Source organism: Pseudomonas sp. FME51 (assembly GCF_014897305.1).
In genome coordinates this window covers 118,773-137,940 of the sequence record NZ_JABUYN010000012.1, presented here as the reverse complement: position 1 = coordinate 137,940, position 19,168 = coordinate 118,773, and the positions used below count along the sequence as shown (strand labels likewise).

Genomic DNA, 19,168 nt, shown 5'->3' with positions numbered 1-19,168 from the left:
TCCTTTCTCACCTTGAAGAAGCGATCAAACCGGCCTCTTCAGTGAGCGGCGCATTTTACGCCGTTTCGCTTGCCTGTCAATAGCAGCCCGTCAAATTAATAGACCTATCTATATAGCGATCATAGATCACTGGCTTTCGACTCACAGTGTGCCCGTAGGTCGACATTCCCCAGCGCTGAGCCTGACTGCAGCCATACACTATAGGACAAAAACCACAAAGCCACCCGAAGGTGGCTTTGTGGTTTCTTTGTTTGGTCGGGACGGAGTGATTCGAACACTCGACCCCTTGCACCCCATGCAAGTGCGCTACCAGGCTGCGCTACGCCCCGACGATGCTTTGCGGTTGCTGCCAAAGCGGGACGAACTATACATTAACTAACTGAAATGCGAAAGGTTTTTTTCATTACTCAGACTATTTTGCCTTGAGCACCTGAAGCACTTCTTCCAGCTCAGCCACAGTCTGCCGGATGAGCTGCTTGTAATGGCTGCCATCATCCTTGGCTTCGTCACCAGAGAGACGTTGGCGAGCACCGCCAATGGTAAAACCCTGATCATACAATAACGCACGAATCTGGCGAATCATCAGCACATCCTGTCGCTGGTAATAGCGTCGATTGCCACGGCGCTTGACCGGGGACAACTGAGGAAACTCCTGCTCCCAGTAGCGCAGCACGTGTGGCTTGACAGCACAGAGCTCACTTACCTCACCGATGGTGAAGTAGCGTTTTCCCGGGATCGCCGGCAGTTCGTTGTTATGACTGGGTTCCAACATAGGCTTCTACTCGGGCCTTGAGTTTCTGACCGGGGCGGAATGTAACCACACGCCGGGCTGTAATAGGTATTTCTTCGCCGGTTTTGGGATTACGGCCGGGGCGTTGGCGCTTGTCGCGCAGGTCAAAATTGCCGAAACCGGACAATTTGACCTGCTCGTTGCTTTCCAACGCATTGCGGATCTCTTCAAAAAACAGTTCTACCAGTTCCTTGGCTTCACGCTTGTTGAAGCCAAGTTCCTCGTAGAGATGTTCCGCCATTTCTGCTTTTGTCAGAGCCCCCATAGCAATCCCTATTTTCTTAGTGTGGCGTTGAACCTTTGCTCCAGTGAGCCGAGCACCTTGTCCATAACTGCATTCACTTCATCGTCCGTAAGAGTGCGCGATGAATGCTGCAAGGTCAAGCCGATCGCCAGGCTTTTGCTTTGGGGATCAATGCCTTTCCCTTCATATACATCAAACAGCCTGAGGTTTTTGAGAAACTCCCCGGCCTGTTCGCGGATATCTGCCAGCAGGTTTCCAGCAACAACCGTCTTGTTCACCAATATGGCGATATCACGTCTGACTTCAGGAAAGCGCGAGAGTTCGCTGAAACGCGGCAGCCGCCCTTCCATGATGCCATCCAATCGCAACTCAAAGACAAACACAGGGCCCAGCAGATCCAATGTGTCTACCAGTTGCGGATGCAACGCTCCAAGCCACCCGACCAATTTCCCCTCACGCAGGATACGCGCGCACTGCCCCGGATGAAGGGCGGGATGCTCTGCCGGCTCGAAGGTGTACGCGTCCAGCGCACCGCCCTGCCCCAGCACGGCTTCTACATCGCCTTTGACATCATGGAAGTCCAGCTTATCGCTGCTATTGGCCCAGCCTTCGGGCAGACGAGTGCCGCAGGCAATACCAGACAACATCGGCTCCTGCAGCAGCTCTCCGTCCGCCTGTGGAACAAACCGCAAGCCACTTTCAAACAAGCGTACTCGTGCCTGCTGACGGTTCTGGTTGTGCTGAACAGCCTTGCTCAAACCTGGCCACAATGACGTACGCATAACAGACATGTCACTGGAAATGGGGTTGGCCAGAGCCAGCGGCTCACTTTGCGGGTCAAATAACTTGCTCAGGCCCGGTTCGATGAAGCTGTAAGTGATCGCTTCCTGATAACCACGCGCCACCAATAGACGACGCAGGATCGGCAATTCGCCTTGAGTTTCCGGCTTGGCGGTGAGGCTCAATGCTGCGGTCGGTGCGCTGACCGGCAGGCGATTGTAGCCATACAGTCGAGCCAGCTCTTCGATCAAGTCGATCTCGAGAGTGATATCGAAGCGGTGGCTCGGCACATCAACCTGCCACGCCCCTGCACCGCTGGATGTAACCTTTAACTCCAGACCGCGCAGATAGGCTTCCACTTCTGCCGGCGCAATTTCCAGCCCAAGCATCTGGGAAACACGCTCGTTGCGCAGAGTGATACTGATCGGCTGCGGCAGATGGGATTGCTCGACAGCTTCGGTGATCGGACCTGGCTCGCCACCCACAATTTCCAACAGCAATGCGGTAGCTCGCTCGACCGCCTCACGCTGCAACTGCCAGTCCACGCCACGCTCGTACCGGTGCGAAGCATCAGTATGCAGGCCGTAATTACGTGCCTTGCCAGCAATAGCGATATGGTCGAAAAAGGCACTTTCCAGGAACAGGTCGGTTGTACCCTTGCTGACCCCGCTATGCTCGCCCCCCATGATGCCAGCCATGGCCAGCGGACGCTCGTGATCAGCAATTACCAGCGTATCGCTACGCAAGCTTATTTCCTGACCATCAAGCAGCACCAGTTTTTCGCCTTCTGCCGCCATCCGCACACGGATACCACCACGCACCTGAGCCAAATCAAAAGCGTGCAGTGGCTGGCCGAGCTCAAGCATGACGTAGTTGGTGACATCCACTACCGCATCGATACTGCGGATATCGCTACGGCGTAGGCGTTCGACCATCCACAGCGGCGTCGCACGTGACAGGTCAACATTGCGAATAACCCGGCCGATATAGCGCGAGCACGCAGCGGGAGCCAACAGCTCGACCGGGCGCACTTCATCATGCACTGCAGCAACCGGCTCGATCGTTGGGCGAGTAACGGGAACAGCGTAGTTGGCACCCACTTCCCGCGCCAAGCCGGCGATGGACAGGCAATCACCACGGTTGGGTGTCAGATCGACCTCAATGATAGCGTCGTCCAGACCCAGATATTCGCGCAAGCTCTGCCCCGTCGGCGCATCGGCAGGCAACTCGAACAACCCATCGTGATCGTCTGACAGCTTGAGCTCTTCAGCGGAGCACAGCATGCCGAAGGATTCCACGCCGCGCAGCTTGGCCTTCTTGATCTTGAAGTCTTCACCCAGCACAGCCCCCACCATAGCAAAGGGGATCTTGATACCGACCCGCGCATTCGGCGCGCCGCACACGACCTGAAACTCCTCGCTACCGTTACTCACACGACAGACACGCAGCTTATCTGCATCGGGGTGCTGTTCCGCAGAGAGAATCTCGCCTACCACCACGCCACTGAACTCACCGGCAGCCGGGGTAACGCTATCCACTTCAAGGCCAGTCATGGACAGCCGTGCAACCAGATCATCACGAGAAACCTCGGGGTTCACCCAGCTGCGCAGCCACTGTTCACTGAATTTCATGTTCTTTTCCTGCTATCAAAGGGGTTGCGGTTACGGTGTCAACGGAACTGCGCGAGAAAGCGCAGATCGTTGTCGAAGAACAGGCGTAGATCGTTCACGCCGTAACGCAGCATGGCCAGACGCTCGACGCCCATGCCGAAGGCAAAGCCCTGAAATGTCTCAGGGTCGATCCCCGAGGAGCGGAAAACACTGGGGTGTACCATTCCGCACCCCATGACTTCCAACCAGCCGGTCTGCTTGCACACCCGGCAGCCATTACCGCTGCACATCACACACTGAATATCGACTTCAGCGGAAGGCTCGGTGAACGGGAAAAATGACGGTCGGAAGCGCACCTTCAAATCTTTCTCGAAGAACACCTGCAGAAACTCCGCGATGGTGCCCTTGAGATCCGCAAAGCTCACCTTGCGATCGACCAGCAGCCCTTCGACCTGATGGAACATCGGTGAGTGGGTCAGATCCGAATCGCAACGATAGACGCGACCAGGGCAGACAATGCGAATCGGCGGCTCCTGACTCTCCATGGTCCGCACCTGTACTGGTGAGGTATGGGTGCGCAGCAGCGTGTTGGCGTTGAAATAGAAAGTGTCGTGCATTGCCCGAGCCGGGTGATGGCCAGGAATATTGAGCGCCTCGAAGTTGTGGTAATCGTCTTCCACCTCGGGGCCTTCCGCAACGGCATAGCCGATGCGGGAAAAGAATTCTTCAATCCGCTCCATGGTCCGGGTAACCGGATGCAGCCCACCGCTCACCTGGCCACGGCCAGGCAGGGTTACGTCAACCCGCTCCGCTGCCAGCTTGGTATTCAGTGCTGCAGCTTCCATATCAGCCTTTCGTGCATTGAGCACACCCTGCACCTGCTCTTTGGCCTCATTGACCATGGCACCGACTTTGGGGCGCTCCTCAGCAGGTATGTTGCCCAAAGTCTTCATCACCTGGGTCAGCTCGCCCTTCTTGCCGAGATACTGGACGCGGATCTGCTCCAGTGCATTAACATCCACCGCCTGCTGCACGGCCTCCAGGGCCTGGGAGACCAGCGCGTCTAGGTTTTCCATTTCACACTCCAGAAACAAAAATAGGGGAAGAGCGATAAGGCTCTTCCCCTATTAATGACGTTGCCAACCGACGCGAGCGCCGGTGATTGTCGTAACGAGGGCTTAAGCCAGGCTAGCCTTTGCTTTTTCGACAATCGCGGTAAACGCCGCTTTTTCGTTCACAGCCAGATCGGCCAGAACCTTACGGTCGATTTCGATGGACGCTTTCTTCAGACCAGCGATCAGACGGCTGTAAGACATGCCGTTAATCCGAGCACCAGCGTTGATACGAGCGATCCACAGAGCACGGAACTGACGCTTCCGTTGCTTGCGGTCACGATAGGCATATTGACCAGCCTTGATGACCGCCTGCTTGGCAACACGGAACACACGCGAACGCGCACCGTAGTAACCTTTGGCGAGCTTCAGAATTTTCTTGTGACGCTTACGCGCCATTACACCACGCTTAACACGAGCCATTCTTTAAATCCTCAACCTTGATTAACGGAGGCGCAACATGCGTTCAACTTTCTGGGTATCCGCAGCATTGAGCTGGGAAGTCCCACGCAGTTGGCGCTTACGCTTGGTGCTCATCTTGGTCAGGATGTGGCTCTTGAAAGCGTGCTTGTGCTTGATGCCGTTGCCAGTCACTTTAAAGCGCTTGGCGGCACCACTTTTGGTCTTCATCTTTGCCATGTTCAGTTACTCCAAATAGAGTGGATAAGATAATCACAAGGCCTGGCGTTGCCCTGGAGATTACTTTTTCTTCTTGGGTGCTAGGACCATCATCAATTGACGACCTTCCATTTTCGGGTGCTGTTCAACGGTGCCGTATTCAAGCAGGTCAGCTTCAACCCGCTTCAACAACTCCATGCCCAGCTCCTGATGAGCCATTTCGCGGCCGCGGAATCGCAAGGATACCTTGGCTTTGTCACCCTCAGAGAGGAACTTTATAAGGTTGCGAAGCTTGACCTTATAGTCCCCATCTTCCGTCCCTGGACGAAACTTGATTTCTTTGATCTGGATGATCTTCTGATTCTTCCGTGCAGCAGCCTGCTGCTTCTTCTTTTCGAAGATGTGCTTGCCGTAATCCATGATCCGGCAAACAGGCGGCTCTGCATCGGGGGAGATTTCAACCAGGTCTAGCTTGGCCTCCTCAGCGGCGGCCATGGCTTCCTGAATGGACACGATACCGATTTGTTCACCTTCGGCGCCAATCAGGCGCACTTCAGGCGCCGTGATATTTTCGTTGATCGGCGGACGTTGTGCGGCTCTTTTGTCTTGTCTCATCTCGCGTTTAATCTTTATTGCTCCGAATTCGGGCGGCCTCGTTGTGCAACGGCGCGGGCAAGGAACTCGGAGAACTCGGCAATTTTCATTATACCCAGGTCTTTACCCTCCCGCGTGCGCACGGCCACAGTGTGCGATTCGACTTCCCGGTCGCCAATTACTAGCAGATAGGGAGTCTTGTGCAAAGTATGCTCGCGGATTTTAAAGCCGATCTTCTCGTTTCTCAAGTCCGCAATAGCACGATATCCCATTTCATTGAGAGATTTCTCAACTTCCTGGCAAAATTCCGCCTGATTATCAGTAATATTCAGTACCGCGACCTGGGTCGGGGCGAGCCAGGCGGGGAAATCCCCAGCGTAATGCTCGATCAGGATACCAATGAAGCGTTCGAACGACCCTAGAATCGCACGGTGCAGCATGACTGGCGTCTTGCGAGCGCCGTCTTCTGCTACGTATTGCGCGCCCAGACGGCCCGGCAGCATGAAGTCCAGCTGCAATGTACCGCACTGCCAGACCCGCCCAAGGCAATCGCGCAGAGAAAATTCGATTTTCGGACCGTAGAAGGCGCCTTCACCCGGCTGCAGATCCCACTTCAGCCCAGCTTCATTCAATGCCGCCTCAAGCCCTTGCTCCGCCTGATCCCAATCCGCATCGTCGCCCATCCGATCTTCCGGACGCGTGGACAGCTTCAGCTCGACATCATCAAAACCGAAATCACGGTAAACTTGCAGCGTCAACGCAATGAAGTCGGACGCCTCGGCCTTGACCTGCTCGTCGGTACAGAAGATATGCGCATCATCCTGAGTGAAACCGCGCACCCGCATCAGGCCATGCAGCGAACCGGAGGGCTCATTGCGGTGACAGGAGCCGAACTCCGCCAGACGCAGAGGCAGCTCACGGTAGCTTTTCAGTCCCTGATTGAATACCTGGATGTGGCACGGGCAGTTCATCGGCTTGATCGCATAATCGCGACTTTCCGACTCAGTCGTGAACATGTTGGCGGAGTAGTGTTCCCAGTGACCGGAACGCTCCCAGAGCACTCGATCCACTACCTGCGGCGTGCGAATCTCACGGTAGCCAGCATCCAGCTGCAGCTTGCGCATGTACTGCTCGAGCACCTGATAGACAGTCCAGCCGTCCGGGTGCCAGAACACCATGCCAGGCGCTTCTTCCTGCATGTGGAACAGATTCAGACGCTTACCGATCTTGCGGTGATCACGCTTCTCCGCCTCTTCGATACGCTTGATATAGGCAGCCAATTGCTTCTTGTCCGCCCAGGCAGTGCCGTAGATGCGCTGCAGCTGTTCGTTCTTCGCATCCCCACGCCAATAGGCACCGGAAATACGGGTCAGCTGGAAGGCCTTGAGGAAGCGGGTGTTAGGCACGTGCGGACCGCGGCACATGTCGACGTATTCTTCGTGATGATACAACCCCATCGCCTGCTCATCGGGCATATCCTCGATCAGACGCAGCTTGTATTCCTCGCCACGGGCACTGAACAGCTCGATCACTTCCTGACGCGGTGTCACCTTCTTGATGACATCGTATTCAGTGGCAATCAGCGCACGCATGCGCGACTCGATTGCCGCCATATCTTCCGGCGTGAAGGAACGCTCATAGGCGATGTCGTAATAGAAGCCTTCATCAATGACCGGACCGATCACCATTTTGGCCGTCGGGTACAGCTGCTTGACCGCGTGACCAACCAGGTGAGCACAGGAGTGACGGATGATCTCCAGCCCCTCTTCGTCCTTCGGCGTAATGATCTGCAGGAGGGCATCAGAGCCAATGACGTCGCAGGCGTCGACCAGACGACCATCGACCTTACCTGCCACAGTCGCCTTGGCCAGACCTGCGCCAATGGATTGCGCCACGTCGGCTACGCTTACAGGGTGATCAAAAGTGCGCTGACTGCCGTCAGGAAGAGTAATAGTGGGCATGTGCCGCTCCTTCTCAGTGGTGACCGCTACGCAAGGCCACATGATGGATATGTGCCGGGGGATACATGCCGTTGCATGGCGCCCGCTCGACGCAGAAATGAAAAAAGCCCGATCACAGGGTGATCGGGCTTTAATTTGGTAGGCACGAGTGGATTCGAACCACCGACCCCCACCATGTCAAGGTGGTGCTCTAACCAACTGAGCTACGTGCCTGCAATGGAGGCGAACTATACGCACCACTCTAAAACCCGTCAACCCCTAAGTTACTGAATAACTGTAAAAACTCAGACTTTTTTTCAGATGTTCACCAACTGCTTGCGCAGCTCCTGGATATCGTCCCGCAGTTGCCCGGCCGCTTCGAATTCCAGATCCCGTGCGTGCTGGTACATTTTCTCTTCCAGCTGTCGAATACGTTTGGTGATTTCCGATGGGGAGCGCAGCTTTTCCACCCTGTAACCGGCCGCCTCCTCAGCCGCCTTGAGTTGGCGCCGCTTGTTCGAGCGGCTACCAGGCACCACGGCACCTTCGAGAATATCCTGCACGCTCTTGACCACGCCTTTTGGCGTAATGCCATGCTCCACGTTAAAGGCAATCTGCTTGACGCGGCGACGGTCGGTTTCGCCGATAGCCCGCTCCATCGAGCCGGTCATTCGATCGGCATACAGGATGGCCTTCCCGTTCAGGTTACGCGCCGCCCGACCAATAGTCTGGATCAGCGAGCGCTCCGAGCGAAGAAACCCTTCCTTGTCGGCATCCAGAATTGCAACGAGAGAAACCTCAGGCATATCAAGACCTTCTCGCAACAAGTTAATGCCAACCAACACATCGAAAGTACCGATGCGCAAATCTCGAATGATCTCCACCCGCTCCACCGTATCGATATCAGAATGCAGGTAGCGCACCCGGACACCATGATCAGCCAGATAGTCAGCGAGGTCTTCAGCCATGCGTTTGGTCAATGTAGTGACCAGCACGCGATCGCCCTGGGCGACACGCAGGCCGATTTCCGACAGCAGGTCATCCACCTGTGTAGTTGCCGGGCGCACTTCGATCAACGGGTCTACCAGTCCGGTCGGCCGGACCACCTGCTCCACTACCCGTCCGGCATGGGCTTCTTCATAAGGTCCCGGGGTCGCCGACACAAAAATAGCCTGCGGCGAGATGGCCTCCCACTCATCAAAACGCATGGGGCGGTTATCCAGCGCCGAGGGCAGACGGAAACCGTAATTCACCAGGGTTTCCTTGCGTGAGCGATCACCTTTGTACATGGCGCCGACTTGCGGCACCGAGACGTGGGATTCATCGATGATCAGCAGCGCGTTTTCCGGCAGATAATCAAACAGGGTCGGCGGTGCTTCACCTATGGGCCGTCCGGACAGATAGCGAGAGTAGTTCTCGATGCCGTTGCAATAACCCAGCTCCATGATCATTTCCATATCGAAACGGGTACGCTGCTCCAAACGCTGCGCTTCGACCAGCTTGTTCTGACTGTTGAGCACCTCCAGCCGCTCCTTCAGTTCAACCTTGATCTCCTCCACGGCCTCCAGCAGCTTCTCCCTTGGCGTCACATAATGTGATTTGGGATAGATAGTTGCGCGCGGAACCTTACGTAATACCTCACCCGTCAGCGGATCAAAAAAGCTGATCGTCTCCACCGTATCATCGAACAACTCTATACGAACCGCCTCAAGGTCAGACTCCGCCGGATAGACATCAATCACATCTCCTCGCACCCGGTAGTTGGCGCGGGACAGCTCCATATCGTTGCGGGTGTATTGCAACTCGGCCAGCCGACGCAACAGAGTGCGCTGATCGAGCATATCCCCCCTGTCGATGTGCAGCACCATGCGCAAATAGGATTCAGGGTCACCCAGACCGTAGATGGCCGAAACAGTAGCCACAATGATTGCGTCGGGTCTTTCCATCAGCGCCTTGGTCGCCGACAAGCGCATCTGCTCGATATGATCGTTGATCGAAGCATCCTTCTCGATGAAGGTATCCGATGCCGGCACGTAGGCCTCGGGCTGGTAATAGTCATAGTAGGAGACGAAGTATTCCACCGCATTGTTCGGAAAGAACTCCCGGAATTCCCCATACAGCTGCGCAGCCAGCGTCTTGTTCGGCGCCATGATGATGGCCGGGCGTTGCACACGTTGAATAACGTTGGCAATGGTGAAGGTCTTCCCCGATCCGGTCACCCCGAGCAATGTCTGGTGCGACAACCCCGCTTCCAGCCCCTCCACCAGCTGCTCTATGGCAACGGGCTGGTCACCGGCGGGTTTGAAACGGGTTTGCAGATTGAATTGGCTCATGATCAGAGGGCACCGCGTATGGACAGACAGCCCTTATCATAGCATTGCCCCTCCACGGACTCGCACCCTGTGCGCGTCTCTGTTTATAATAGCCGGCCGCCTGCGGCATAGCCCGACACCTACATCCACCTGTTTCGAGTCTGCCCATATCATGAGTCTGTTTTCCCCCGTTGAAATGGCGCCACGCGATCCCATCCTTGGCCTGAACGAAGCCTTCAATGCCGATCCGCGTGAAGAAAAAGTCAATTTGGGCGTTGGCGTCTATTACGACGAAAACGGCAAGGTTCCTCTGTTGCGCGCCGTTCAGGCTGCAGAAGAAGCTCGCGTAGCCGAACACGCTCCCCGCACCTATCTGCCTATGGAAGGCCTGGCCCCTTATGATGTCGCCGTGCAGAAGCTGTTGCTGGGTGCCGACTCCGCACTGCTGTCTTCCGGCAGACTGGTCACCGCCCAGTCATTGGGTGGTACCGGCGCTTTGAAATTGGGGGCCGACTTCCTGTATCGCCTGTTTGGCAAGCGCCTGATCGCGATCAGCAACCCCAGCTGGGAAAACCATCGCTCGCTGTTTGAAGCAGCGGGCTATGAGGTCGTGAGCTACCCCTATTACGACCCGGCTACCCACGGCGTAAATCTGCAGGGCATGTTGCAGGGCATCGAACAGTTGCCTGAAGGCAGCGTGGTTCTGCTGCACGCTTGCTGCCACAACCCGACCGGTGCCGATCTCCGTGCGGATGAGTGGCAGCAGGTGATTGAGGTTATCCGCAAGCGCAACCATGTACCCTTCCTGGACATCGCCTATCAGGGCTTTGGCGACAATCTGGAAGAAGATGCCTTTGCTGTACGCCTGTTTGCCGAAGCCGGTCTGCCCTGCCTTATCGCCAGCTCCTTCTCCAAATCCTTCTCGCTGTACGGCGAACGGGTCGGCGCGCTGACATTGATCACCGAGACCCCCGAGGAAGGCGAGCGCGTACTGTCGCAGCTCAAGCGCGTGATTCGCACCAACTACTCCAACCCGCCGACCCACGGTGCCAAAGTGGTGGCTGCGGTGCTGAACAACGCAGAGCTGTATGCGATGTGGGAGCAGGAACTCGCCGAGATGCGGGTACGCATCAAGCAGATGCGGCAGGCGCTGGTCGAGAAACTGCAGGCTGCCGGCGTGCAGCAGGATGTCAGCTTCATTCAACAGCAACGGGGCATGTTCTCCTTCTCCGGCCTGAGCCGTGACCAGGTCGCTCGACTGGCCGAGGAATCCGCCATCTATGCGGTCGGCAGCGGACGTATCTGCGTTGCCGCCCTGAATGACAGCAACATTGATGTAGTCGCCAATGCCATGGCGAAAGTGCTGCTCGAAGGCTGAACGGAAACCTGTGTGCACTTATTGGAAAGCGGCTCAAGGTGTTGACTTGAAAAGTTTTTTTGGTAAAGTGCGCACATCCGATCCGCGATAGCTCAGTTGGTAGAGCAAATGACTGTTAATCATTGGGTCCCAGGTTCGAGTCCTGGTCGCGGAGCCAAATTCAGAAAACCCGGCAATGGCCGGGTTTTTTGTGCACGTAAAAAACACATCACTCCGAACTGCAATCAACACTGACCCTGATCCGGATAATCTCCCGTGTGAATTCGTGGGTCAGCGTCAGCCGCTCGCCTGGCTGCAAACGCAGCCGCCGAGGCAGTGGCCGCTCAGGACCGTTGACGAAGGTGACACTGCAGCGCAGCGGCGTCGCCGCGTGACTGGTCAGATTGATTGCCGCGATATTGATCAGATCCGTACTGCTGACCGAAATATCAGCACCGGGCTTCACGTCAATATCAATCGGAAACCCCCAGGCCGGCATCGCCAAACCCAGAACTATCCCAACGGCCAGCAAATATTGATACATTGCGTCCTCGTATTGGCAAACCCCACTCCATCACCATAGGCCAGAGGCTCCATCGATGAAAGCACCGCGCGTCACCCTGGAACAATGGCGTACCTTGCAAGCCGTCGTCGATCACGGCGGTTTTGCCCAGGCCGCCGAGGTGCTGCATCGCTCGCAATCCTCAGTAAGCTATACAGTGGCGCGCATGCAGGAACAGCTCGGCGTGCCACTGCTGGAAATTGCTGGCCGCAGGGCCGTGCTTACCGAAGCTGGCGCCACTCTGCTGCGCCGCTCCCGCAACCTGCTCAAGGAAGCCAGTCAACTGGAAGAGCTGGCCTGGAATATGGATCAGGGCTGGGAAGCCGAGGTACAGCTGGTGGTCGATGCCGCCTTCCCTACCGAGCGTCTGGCCGGCGCGCTGAAGGCTTTCATGCCGCAGAGCAAAGGCTGTCGGGTGCAACTGCGCGAAGAGGTTCTTTCCGGCGTCGAGGAGTGCCTGCATAGCGGGACGGCTGACCTGGCCATCTCCGGTATCAACATCGCCGGCTACCTGCCGCAGCAACTCAATGACATCGAGTTTGTTGCCGTGGCCCACCCAGAACACCCCCTGCACCAACTCGAACGCGCACTGACCCACAGCGACCTGGAAACCCACCTTCAAGTGGTCATTCGAGATTCGGGACGTCGTCAGCCCCGCGATGCCGGCTGGCTGGGTGCTGAGCAACGCTGGACAGTCACCAGCCTGAGCACCGCCGCCAAGCTGCTCAGCCAAGGGCTGGGATTTGCCTGGCTACCCGAACATGACATCAAGGATTCGCTGGAGCGTGGCAGCTTGAAGATATTACCCCTGGTGCAAGGCAGTCGCCGCGCCTCAAACATGTATCTCTATGCCAACAAGGACAAACCGCTTGGCCCCGCCACGCGTATCCTGGCGGACCTGATCATCGAGCATTCCGAACCGTGACAGCGACACGCCACCACCTCATTGTCTCCTCCCGCCGTTGTGCTTACACTCGTTCCCGAATCGTCTACCCCATGGAGCTGTAGAATGCTGAAACGACTTATAGGAACCTGCGCCCTGTTGCTGGCCACTACCACCGCTTTTGCCGACAACCCGCGCGTCCTGCTGAACACCAGCCACGGTGATATTGAAATCGAACTGAATGCCGACGAGGCGCCCATCTCCGTCGAAAACTTCCTGCGTTATACCGATGCCGGGCATTATGACGGGTTGATTTTTCATCGCGTCATCCCCGGCTTCATGATTCAGGGTGGCGGTTTTACCCCTGACATGCGCCAGCGCGCCGTCGGCCAGCCTATCAAGAACGAAGCGGATAACGGCCTGAAGAACACCCGCTACACCCTCGCCATGGCCCGTACTCAGGTACGTGACAGCGCTACCAGTCAGTTTTTCATCAACCTGACCAGTAATGACTTCCTCAATAATGGTTCACGTGATTTCGGCTATGCCGTATTCGGCAAGGTCGTCAGCGGTGAGCATGTAGTGGAAACCATTGCCAAGGTACCAACCGGCAACCAGGGCGGGCACCAGAACGTGCCGCAGAACCCGGTTACCATCATCAGTGCCAAACGCGTTGATGCGGCCGAATAAGCTGCACGCCGTATCGCCGGAAGAAGCTACTCTGCCCGGCGATACGGCAGATACTGCCGAGCATCCTGCTGATACGCCCTGACCGACTCACCCTCCTGCAACAGAAAGTCCGCCACAGCCTCATGCAACCCAGGCTGCATCTTGTGCCATGACTGGGTCAATACCGGCTCGAATCCACGTAACAGTTTCTGTTCGCCCTGGGCACCGGCATCGAAGCGCGACAACCCTTCAGCAATACAGCGCTCCATACCCTGATAGAAACAGGTCTCGAAATGCAGCCGGTCATACTCTTCCAGGCAACCCCAGTAGCGGCCGTACAAGGTATCCTCTCCCACCAGAAACAGCGCACCTGCCACGTCCCGCCCGGCCTCTCTGGCAAATATCAGCCGCACCGACTTGGCCATGCCCGCTGACAATAGCTGGAAGAATGCGGCGCTGAGATAAGGCTGACGCCCACGCTTGAGATAGGTTGCCGCGTAAAAAGGATAGAAACGCTCCCAATCGGCAATGCTGATGTCATCGCCGCTGAGCCATTCAAAGTGAATGCCCTGAGCCGCAACGCTCTGGCGCTCCTTGCGAAAATTCTTGCGCTTGCGTGAATTGCATACCGCGAGAAAATCATCGAAGCAGCCGTAGCCGCGATTGAACCAGTGAAACTGACAGCCCAGCCGCTGTACCCAGCCGGCCGCCTCCAGCGCCATATTTTCCTCGCCGTCGTTGAACAGCAGATGCGTGCCGCTGACCTGGTCGACAGCCAGCGCTCGCTGCAGCCAGCTGATGATCAAACCGCGGCTGTCCGCGCAGCGAGCCAACAGACGCGGCCCCTGCACTGGAGAGTAGGGAATGGCCGCCGTCAGTTTGGGATAGTAGCTCTGCCCTGCCCGCTCCCAGGCCTCGGCCCACTGAAAGTCGAAAACGTACTCACCCCAGGAGTGCTGCTTGCGATACAGCGGCAACAGCGCCTGCAGGCTGCCGTCGATATTCTCTACCACTAAATGGGCCGGCTCCCAGCCCTGTGCCGGCGTCACCGACCCACTGTGTTCCAGCGCATAGAGAAAGGCGTGGCGAAGAAAGGGATAGTCCGTGGGCAACAGTGCGTCCCAGAACTCAGGAGAGATGTCGCTTATGTGATTCAGTTGGCGTATGTGCATGGCGATAAGCATGCCACAGGGAGAGAGTCGGCGGGAGACTTGAAGACCTCCCGCGCGAGACTTCTATTATTACTGCTGCGCCCATTTCAGGAACGCGGCGCGACTGTCTTCACCCAGCAGCTGCCACATCTGTTGCAGGGTGGTCAGGGTGGCGTCGTTGTGTGGCAGGGTCTCTCTGGCTACTATGGCTGGTAACGGAGCGACCGTTGCAGGAGCTGCAGCCGCAGGCACCTGAGCAGCCACTGAACCCAACGGTACCACGGTAGTTTGCTCAGCCACCGGTTCGGCACTACCAAGCAGATTGTTGACCAGTGAATTGTTACGCCCGCCAGCAGCTGCTGTGTGCCGCTCACCGGTGCGGGTATTCACCACCCAGGCGTTGAACTCGGTTTCAAAGGCCTTGGCCTGCTGCACGCTCTGAGGCCGGTCAAAGTCCAGCTCCCACAACTCGCCTCCCTGGCCATCGATAGAGAACACCCCTGTACGCCCACGCACCACTTCATGACTTATACCACCATCAATGTCGAAACCATTCTTGTAGAAGGCACTGATCTGGTAGACACCCGGCTGCAGTTCCAAGCGCTTGTCAGCAGTACCAAAGCTCCAGTTAGCAGAGGGAATCTGCTGGCCGTTGATATTCTGCACTTCGAGCTCATTTGGTACGACCACCGTGAGCACCTGTCCATCGGGCAGCGGCGAGCCGGGGTAGAGCTGCACATGGGACTGCTGGGCACAGGCAGGCAGCAGGCAGGCAATTGCAAGAACGAAAAGACTACGCATGGAAACTCCTTGGTGCGGGTGAATCGCCGACCAGACTGTGTCGAGGGGTCAGCAACGATTGGTTTACCACTGAACGGGGAGATTAAGACCAAACGATTGCGGTTTTATGACAGTGCATTTCGTGGAACGCCCCATCCCTCTTACATGGGCATGGGCGCGGACGTCAGCCTGACGTTCAGGCTGTCTTACCGGCGGCCGAGGTAAAAAAAAGGGCTGTGCCATAGGCACAACCCTTGTTCAGCTTCCCTGCTGAGCACGACAATCAGAAGTCGTAGCGCAGGCCAACAGTGAAACCAGTGGCTTTCTCACCAGAGGCATCGGCGTCGTCCGGATCAGCGGTACGGGCCTGGCTCCAGGGGGTCAGAGCGGCGTTGTCATCGTTATCCACCACTGCGTAGTTGGCATAGACGCGGACAGCCTTGTCCAGCTTGTGCTCAACACCTACCACCCACATGTCGCTGTCAGCGTTGTCAGCATCGGCGTCACGCGTCATGTACATGGCCTTCAGCGCAGTGTTGGGTGCAAACTTGAACTCACCACCCAGACCGTAGACATCCGCAGTCCACAAGTCACGCTGATCCGGAGTGGCGTCAGCATCGTCAAACTCAACAGTCTGATAGAAGCCAACCATCTTGAATGCGTCAGTCAGCTTGTAAGCTGCAGCAGCGCGAAGACCATCACGCTCGCCACGACCGGTGTTTTCCTCGGCAGTTTCATATGCCAGCGAGCCTTCGAACGGGCCCGAAGCATAGTTCAGAGAGGCGCTGAACGCGTCGGAGTCTTCATTATAGTCGGGATGAGTTTCGTCAACGATGCGTGACTGACCTTCGTAGATCGAGTACGCGAGCTTCATGTTGAAACCACCCAGGCTCGGCGTGGTGTACTGCACGGTGTTGTCGTAACGCTCATCGAAACGGGCGTTGCCGACGCGGGTCAGGTTGCGCATATCACCGACCTGATCGCCGAACAGGTTAGCCGGACCACGAGCGACCTTGAAGGGACTGTCGAAACGACCCAATTGGATAGCACCCCAGTTGGTACCAGCAACACCAACAAAAGTGTCACGGGTGGCGAAGTTCTCGCCATCTTCGCTTTTGCCAGTATTGAAGTTGATCTGCTGCTCGATCTGGAAGAACGCTTTCAGGTCCGGGTTGATCTGATGATCACCTTTGAAACCCAGGCGCGAAGAGTTGCTGGAGATGTTGGTCTCGGAGTAATCGGCACCATCATCCAGGAAGTCGGTGGAAACGTGTGCACGACCGTAGACGGTAACATCAGCCATTGCCAGGCTAGGAACTACTGCAGCGGCACCAACAACAAGCGCAATCAACTTCTTCTTCATCGGGAAAAACTCCTTCGGGTTGTAGAACGTCATCCTGCGGTGATTTGACGTTGTTTGTTTCGACAGGAGGGATTATGGGAACCCGGTGTGACAGAACGCTTGCTGAATCATGAAGGTTTGAAGACAGGGGAACTTTTTGCAAAAGACAGGAACAAACAGCCGCTTTCACTCTCATGCGGTCAAGGAGAAAACAGTCAGAAAGGAAGGCGATAGCGTAGCAGGGCTACTCTACCCCCGACGGAGAGCCGCCGGAGGCAGTATAGAGGCAGGGTATTACAATTTGCGGAGTACCACGCTGCCGATGGAGTAACCGGCACCGAAGGAGCAGATCACACCATGACTACCGGCTGGCAGATCATCCTGATACTTATGGAAGGCAATGATCGAACCGGCTGAGCTGGTGTTGGCATACTCATCCAATACCACAGGTGCTTCCTTCTCCAGATCGGGATCACGCCCCAGCAGCTTGCGGGCAATCAGCATATTCATGTTCAGGTTGGCCTGATGCAGCCAGAAGCGGCTGACGTCAGTGACCGCCAGATTCAGCTCACCCAGTTGCTTGCTGATCAGCTCGGCCACCATAGGGCAGACCTCACGGAATACCTTGCGGCCTTCCTGCACGAACAGCTTGTCCGGCGCGCCGATACCACTCTCATCAGCACGATTGAGGAAGCCAAAGTTGTTACGGATGTTATTGGAAAACTGGGTCAGCAGTTTGGTGCCGACGATGTCGAACTGGTGCTCGGAGACGGCATCTTCCACACGCTCGATGATCACTGCCGTGCAGGCATCACCGAAAATGAAATGGCTGTCACGATCGCGGAAGTTCATATGACCGGTACAGATTTCCGGGTTGACCATCAGGATCGCGCGGGCCTGTCCGGTACTGACACTGTTGGCGGCGGCCTGGATGCCGAAAGTGGCAGAAGAACAGGCCACATTCATGTCAAAACCGAACCCGTTGATACCTAATGCGGCCTGCACTTCGACGGCCACAGCCGGATAGGCGCGCTGCAGGTTGGAACAGGCAACAATAACCCCATCAATATCAGCCGCGGTACGACCGGCGCGCTGCAGGGCTTCATTAGCAGCCTGAACAGCCATTTCACAGAGAATCGACCATTCGTCGTTGCTGCGTTCGGGAATCTGCGGAACCATGCGGTCAACATCGAGAATACCGCTCTTGTTGACCACATGACGGCTCTTGATACCGGAGGCTTTTTCGATGAACTCGCTGCTCGAGAGCGGCGCCGGGGTCATATCACCGGCCGCGATGGCCTCGGCATTATCCTGGTTGAAGCGTTCTGACCAGGCATTGAAGCTGGCAACCAGTTCGTCATTGCTGATGCTGTTTGGGGGGGTGTACAAACCTGTGCCGCTGATGACTACTTTCTGCACGGTTGGGCCTCTTTTATATCTCAAGATAATGGCTATGTATCGCCGAGGGTGGCGATACGTTCATGAAAGCTATGGCGTTGCTGTATCCGAGTGCCGAGCCAGCCAGGACAGTATCAACGGGAAATGATCATTGACGGCCTGCGGGTGAGTCAGCACATCGAGATGACCGTAATCGCGGGAACTGCCAGAGCCCTTCTGCAGCAATATCAGCTGTGCGTCGTGGTTACCCAGTTCGCGCGCGAACGCCTTTACGTCTTCGAAATGCCCCATGCAGCGATCATTGCGGCCGCTTAGATACAAACTGCTCGGCCAGCTGATCTCGTGCAATGCTGCAGCATAATCGAAACTATCCTGCGGATCACGCCAGTTGCCGTCATTTTGCCACAGTTGGCTATCTGTATGCAGCTTCCGGGACAGATCTGCGGCTCCCAATCCGAGCGAACGAAATGGCAGATAACCCTGGCGTCGGCCGGCCAGTGGTGCCAGGCGATTCCACATCAGATCAAACAACAGCAAGCGCTGCCAGGTGCGTTGATGGCAAACTCTGCGCACGCCCACCTGTATCAGGCCGGCAATTCGTTCAAGCCAGGCCGGCTGCCTGATCAGTGCACTGGCGAGCAATACACCACCCCAGCCGTGTCCCATGACAAAGAAACGCTCATCCGGGTGATCCGCGCCAACCTGCTCGAACAATGCCGGCAAGTCTTCGCAAATCAGCTGATACTGGGAGATGTCCGGTATCACAGAGCTGTCGCTGACCCGATCGCGCAAGTCTGCCACATACACATCGTAGCCCGCCTCACACAACCAGGGCGCAAGCCCGGCGCCATGCGCTGGGCAGAAGACATCGCCCCGCTCACCCAGCCCATGAATCATCAATACTGCGGGTCCGTTCGCAGTCGGCATGAAGCGTCTTACCTGCAACGCTGCATTTTCCGCCAGAGGTATGGAGATGGAGTTAATCCGCTCTTCAATCACCTGATCAGTCCTTTTCTCAACAGAATC

At 56.5% G+C, this 19,168-nt stretch carries 18 protein-coding genes and 3 tRNA genes; 4 read left to right on the top strand and 17 right to left on the bottom strand.

The features are described 5' to 3' along the window. Positions 1–252: 252 nt before the first annotated feature. The 11 genes from INT39_RS18425 to uvrB form a co-directional block, all read right to left on the bottom strand. A tRNA-Pro gene (locus INT39_RS18425) sits at positions 253–329 on the bottom strand. A gap of 83 nt (positions 330–412) precedes the next feature. After that, positions 413–772: a MerR family transcriptional regulator gene (locus INT39_RS18420; protein ID WP_193075461.1), complete on the bottom strand. Its 360-nt coding sequence runs from the start codon at positions 770–772 to the stop codon at positions 413–415. Further along, positions 753–1,055: an integration host factor subunit alpha gene (gene ihfA / locus INT39_RS18415; RefSeq protein WP_193075460.1), complete on the bottom strand. Its 303-nt coding sequence runs from the start codon at positions 1,053–1,055 to the stop codon at positions 753–755. The genes INT39_RS18420 and ihfA overlap by 20 nt, the downstream gene beginning before the upstream one ends. 8 nt (positions 1,056–1,063) lie before the next feature. Beyond that, the gene (pheT, locus tag INT39_RS18410) at positions 1,064–3,445 is read right to left on the bottom strand and encodes a phenylalanine--tRNA ligase subunit beta (RefSeq protein WP_193075459.1); all 2,382 of its coding nucleotides are present in this window, start codon (positions 3,443–3,445) and stop codon (positions 1,064–1,066) included. A gap of 38 nt (positions 3,446–3,483) precedes the next feature. After that, positions 3,484–4,500, bottom strand: a complete 1,017-nt coding sequence (gene pheS / locus INT39_RS18405) for a phenylalanine--tRNA ligase subunit alpha (RefSeq protein WP_193075458.1) — start codon at positions 4,498–4,500, stop codon at positions 3,484–3,486. Positions 4,501–4,602: 102 nt separating this feature from the next. Then, entirely contained in the window at positions 4,603–4,959 is a 357-nt protein-coding gene (gene rplT, locus INT39_RS18400; RefSeq protein WP_022964141.1) for a 50S ribosomal protein L20, read from the bottom strand. A gap of 21 nt (positions 4,960–4,980) precedes the next feature. Continuing rightward, on the bottom strand, positions 4,981–5,175 hold the full coding sequence (gene rpmI / locus INT39_RS18395) for a 50S ribosomal protein L35 (protein ID WP_090272565.1): 195 nt from the start codon (positions 5,173–5,175) through the stop codon (positions 4,981–4,983). Positions 5,176–5,235: 60 nt separating this feature from the next. Continuing rightward, positions 5,236–5,787 (bottom strand): translation initiation factor IF-3, encoded by a 552-nt coding sequence (infC, locus tag INT39_RS18390; protein WP_172828711.1) that lies wholly within the window; start codon positions 5,785–5,787, stop codon positions 5,236–5,238. Next, positions 5,784–7,709: a threonine--tRNA ligase gene (thrS, locus tag INT39_RS18385; RefSeq protein WP_193075457.1), complete on the bottom strand. Its 1,926-nt coding sequence runs from the start codon at positions 7,707–7,709 to the stop codon at positions 5,784–5,786. The genes infC and thrS overlap by 4 nt, the downstream gene beginning before the upstream one ends. Before the next feature lie 136 nt (positions 7,710–7,845). Then, positions 7,846–7,922, bottom strand: a tRNA-Val gene (locus INT39_RS18380). Between the two features lie 83 nt (positions 7,923–8,005). Continuing rightward, the gene (gene uvrB / locus INT39_RS18375; RefSeq protein ID WP_193075456.1) at positions 8,006–10,021 is read right to left on the bottom strand and encodes an excinuclease ABC subunit UvrB; all 2,016 of its coding nucleotides are present in this window, start codon (positions 10,019–10,021) and stop codon (positions 8,006–8,008) included. A 151-nt stretch (positions 10,022–10,172) separates the two neighbouring features. On the opposite strand from uvrB, the gene INT39_RS18370 reads away from it, so the two are divergent. Beyond that, positions 10,173–11,378: an aromatic amino acid transaminase gene (locus INT39_RS18370; protein ID WP_193075455.1), complete on the top strand. Its 1,206-nt coding sequence runs from the start codon at positions 10,173–10,175 to the stop codon at positions 11,376–11,378. A gap of 81 nt (positions 11,379–11,459) precedes the next feature. After that, positions 11,460–11,535: transfer RNA gene (locus tag INT39_RS18365), tRNA-Asn, on the top strand. A 51-nt stretch (positions 11,536–11,586) separates the two neighbouring features. On the opposite strand, the gene INT39_RS18360 is transcribed toward INT39_RS18365, so the two are convergent. Next, positions 11,587–11,901, bottom strand: coding sequence for a 3-phosphoglycerate kinase (locus INT39_RS18360; RefSeq protein WP_193075454.1), 315 nt, complete (start codon positions 11,899–11,901; stop codon positions 11,587–11,589). A gap of 55 nt (positions 11,902–11,956) precedes the next feature. Between INT39_RS18360 and INT39_RS18355 the strand changes: the two genes are divergently transcribed. Both INT39_RS18355 and INT39_RS18350 read left to right on the top strand, forming a co-directional pair. Then, a complete protein-coding gene (locus tag INT39_RS18355; RefSeq protein WP_193075453.1) occupies positions 11,957–12,844 on the top strand; it encodes a LysR family transcriptional regulator in 888 nt (295 codons plus the stop codon). A gap of 84 nt (positions 12,845–12,928) precedes the next feature. After that, positions 12,929–13,492 (top strand): peptidylprolyl isomerase, encoded by a 564-nt coding sequence (locus INT39_RS18350; RefSeq protein ID WP_193075452.1) that lies wholly within the window; start codon positions 12,929–12,931, stop codon positions 13,490–13,492. A 26-nt stretch (positions 13,493–13,518) separates the two neighbouring features. Here INT39_RS18350 and INT39_RS18345 read toward each other — a convergent pair whose 3' ends face one another. The 5 genes from INT39_RS18345 to INT39_RS18325 all read right to left on the bottom strand — a co-directional run bounded on the left by INT39_RS18345 (position 13,519) and on the right by INT39_RS18325 (position 19,141). Beyond that, entirely contained in the window at positions 13,519–14,643 is a 1,125-nt protein-coding gene (locus INT39_RS18345) for a GNAT family N-acetyltransferase (protein WP_193075451.1), read from the bottom strand. A 69-nt stretch (positions 14,644–14,712) separates the two neighbouring features. Further along, a complete protein-coding gene (locus tag INT39_RS18340; protein WP_193075450.1) occupies positions 14,713–15,423 on the bottom strand; it encodes a DUF2057 family protein in 711 nt (236 codons plus the stop codon). Between the two features lie 262 nt (positions 15,424–15,685). Continuing rightward, a complete protein-coding gene (locus tag INT39_RS18335; RefSeq protein WP_193075449.1) occupies positions 15,686–16,765 on the bottom strand; it encodes a porin in 1,080 nt (359 codons plus the stop codon). A 273-nt stretch (positions 16,766–17,038) separates the two neighbouring features. Further along, the gene (locus tag INT39_RS18330; RefSeq protein WP_193075448.1) at positions 17,039–18,163 is read right to left on the bottom strand and encodes a beta-ketoacyl-ACP synthase III; all 1,125 of its coding nucleotides are present in this window, start codon (positions 18,161–18,163) and stop codon (positions 17,039–17,041) included. A gap of 69 nt (positions 18,164–18,232) precedes the next feature. After that, the gene (locus INT39_RS18325; RefSeq protein WP_193075447.1) at positions 18,233–19,141 is read right to left on the bottom strand and encodes an alpha/beta fold hydrolase; all 909 of its coding nucleotides are present in this window, start codon (positions 19,139–19,141) and stop codon (positions 18,233–18,235) included. Positions 19,142–19,168 lie beyond the last annotated feature (27 nt).

Excerpts from the sequence above, each read along its gene's own strand:
- INT39_RS18420 (WP_193075461.1), bottom strand. The coding sequence starts at position 772 with ATGTTGGAACCCAGTCATAACAACGAACTGCCGGCGATCCCGGGAAAA.
- ihfA (WP_193075460.1), bottom strand. The coding sequence starts at position 1,055 with ATGGGGGCTCTGACAAAAGCAGAAATGGCGGAACATCTCTACGAGGAA.
- pheT (WP_193075459.1), bottom strand. The coding sequence starts at position 3,445 with ATGAAATTCAGTGAACAGTGGCTGCGCAGCTGGGTGAACCCCGAGGTT.
- pheS (WP_193075458.1), bottom strand. The coding sequence starts at position 4,500 with ATGGAAAACCTAGACGCGCTGGTCTCCCAGGCCCTGGAGGCCGTGCAG.
- rplT (WP_022964141.1), bottom strand. The coding sequence starts at position 4,959 with ATGGCTCGTGTTAAGCGTGGTGTAATGGCGCGTAAGCGTCACAAGAAA.
- rpmI (WP_090272565.1), bottom strand. The coding sequence starts at position 5,175 with ATGGCAAAGATGAAGACCAAAAGTGGTGCCGCCAAGCGCTTTAAAGTG.
- thrS (WP_193075457.1), bottom strand. The coding sequence starts at position 7,709 with ATGCCCACTATTACTCTTCCTGACGGCAGTCAGCGCACTTTTGATCAC.
- uvrB (WP_193075456.1), bottom strand. The coding sequence starts at position 10,021 with ATGAGCCAATTCAATCTGCAAACCCGTTTCAAACCCGCCGGTGACCAG.
- INT39_RS18370 (WP_193075455.1), top strand. The coding sequence starts at position 10,173 with ATGAGTCTGTTTTCCCCCGTTGAAATGGCGCCACGCGATCCCATCCTT.
- INT39_RS18360 (WP_193075454.1), bottom strand. The coding sequence starts at position 11,901 with ATGTATCAATATTTGCTGGCCGTTGGGATAGTTCTGGGTTTGGCGATG.
- INT39_RS18355 (WP_193075453.1), top strand. The coding sequence starts at position 11,957 with ATGAAAGCACCGCGCGTCACCCTGGAACAATGGCGTACCTTGCAAGCC.
- INT39_RS18350 (WP_193075452.1), top strand. The coding sequence starts at position 12,929 with ATGCTGAAACGACTTATAGGAACCTGCGCCCTGTTGCTGGCCACTACC.
- INT39_RS18345 (WP_193075451.1), bottom strand. The coding sequence starts at position 14,643 with ATGCACATACGCCAACTGAATCACATAAGCGACATCTCTCCTGAGTTC.
- INT39_RS18340 (WP_193075450.1), bottom strand. The coding sequence starts at position 15,423 with ATGCGTAGTCTTTTCGTTCTTGCAATTGCCTGCCTGCTGCCTGCCTGT.
- INT39_RS18335 (WP_193075449.1), bottom strand. The coding sequence starts at position 16,765 with ATGAAGAAGAAGTTGATTGCGCTTGTTGTTGGTGCCGCTGCAGTAGTT.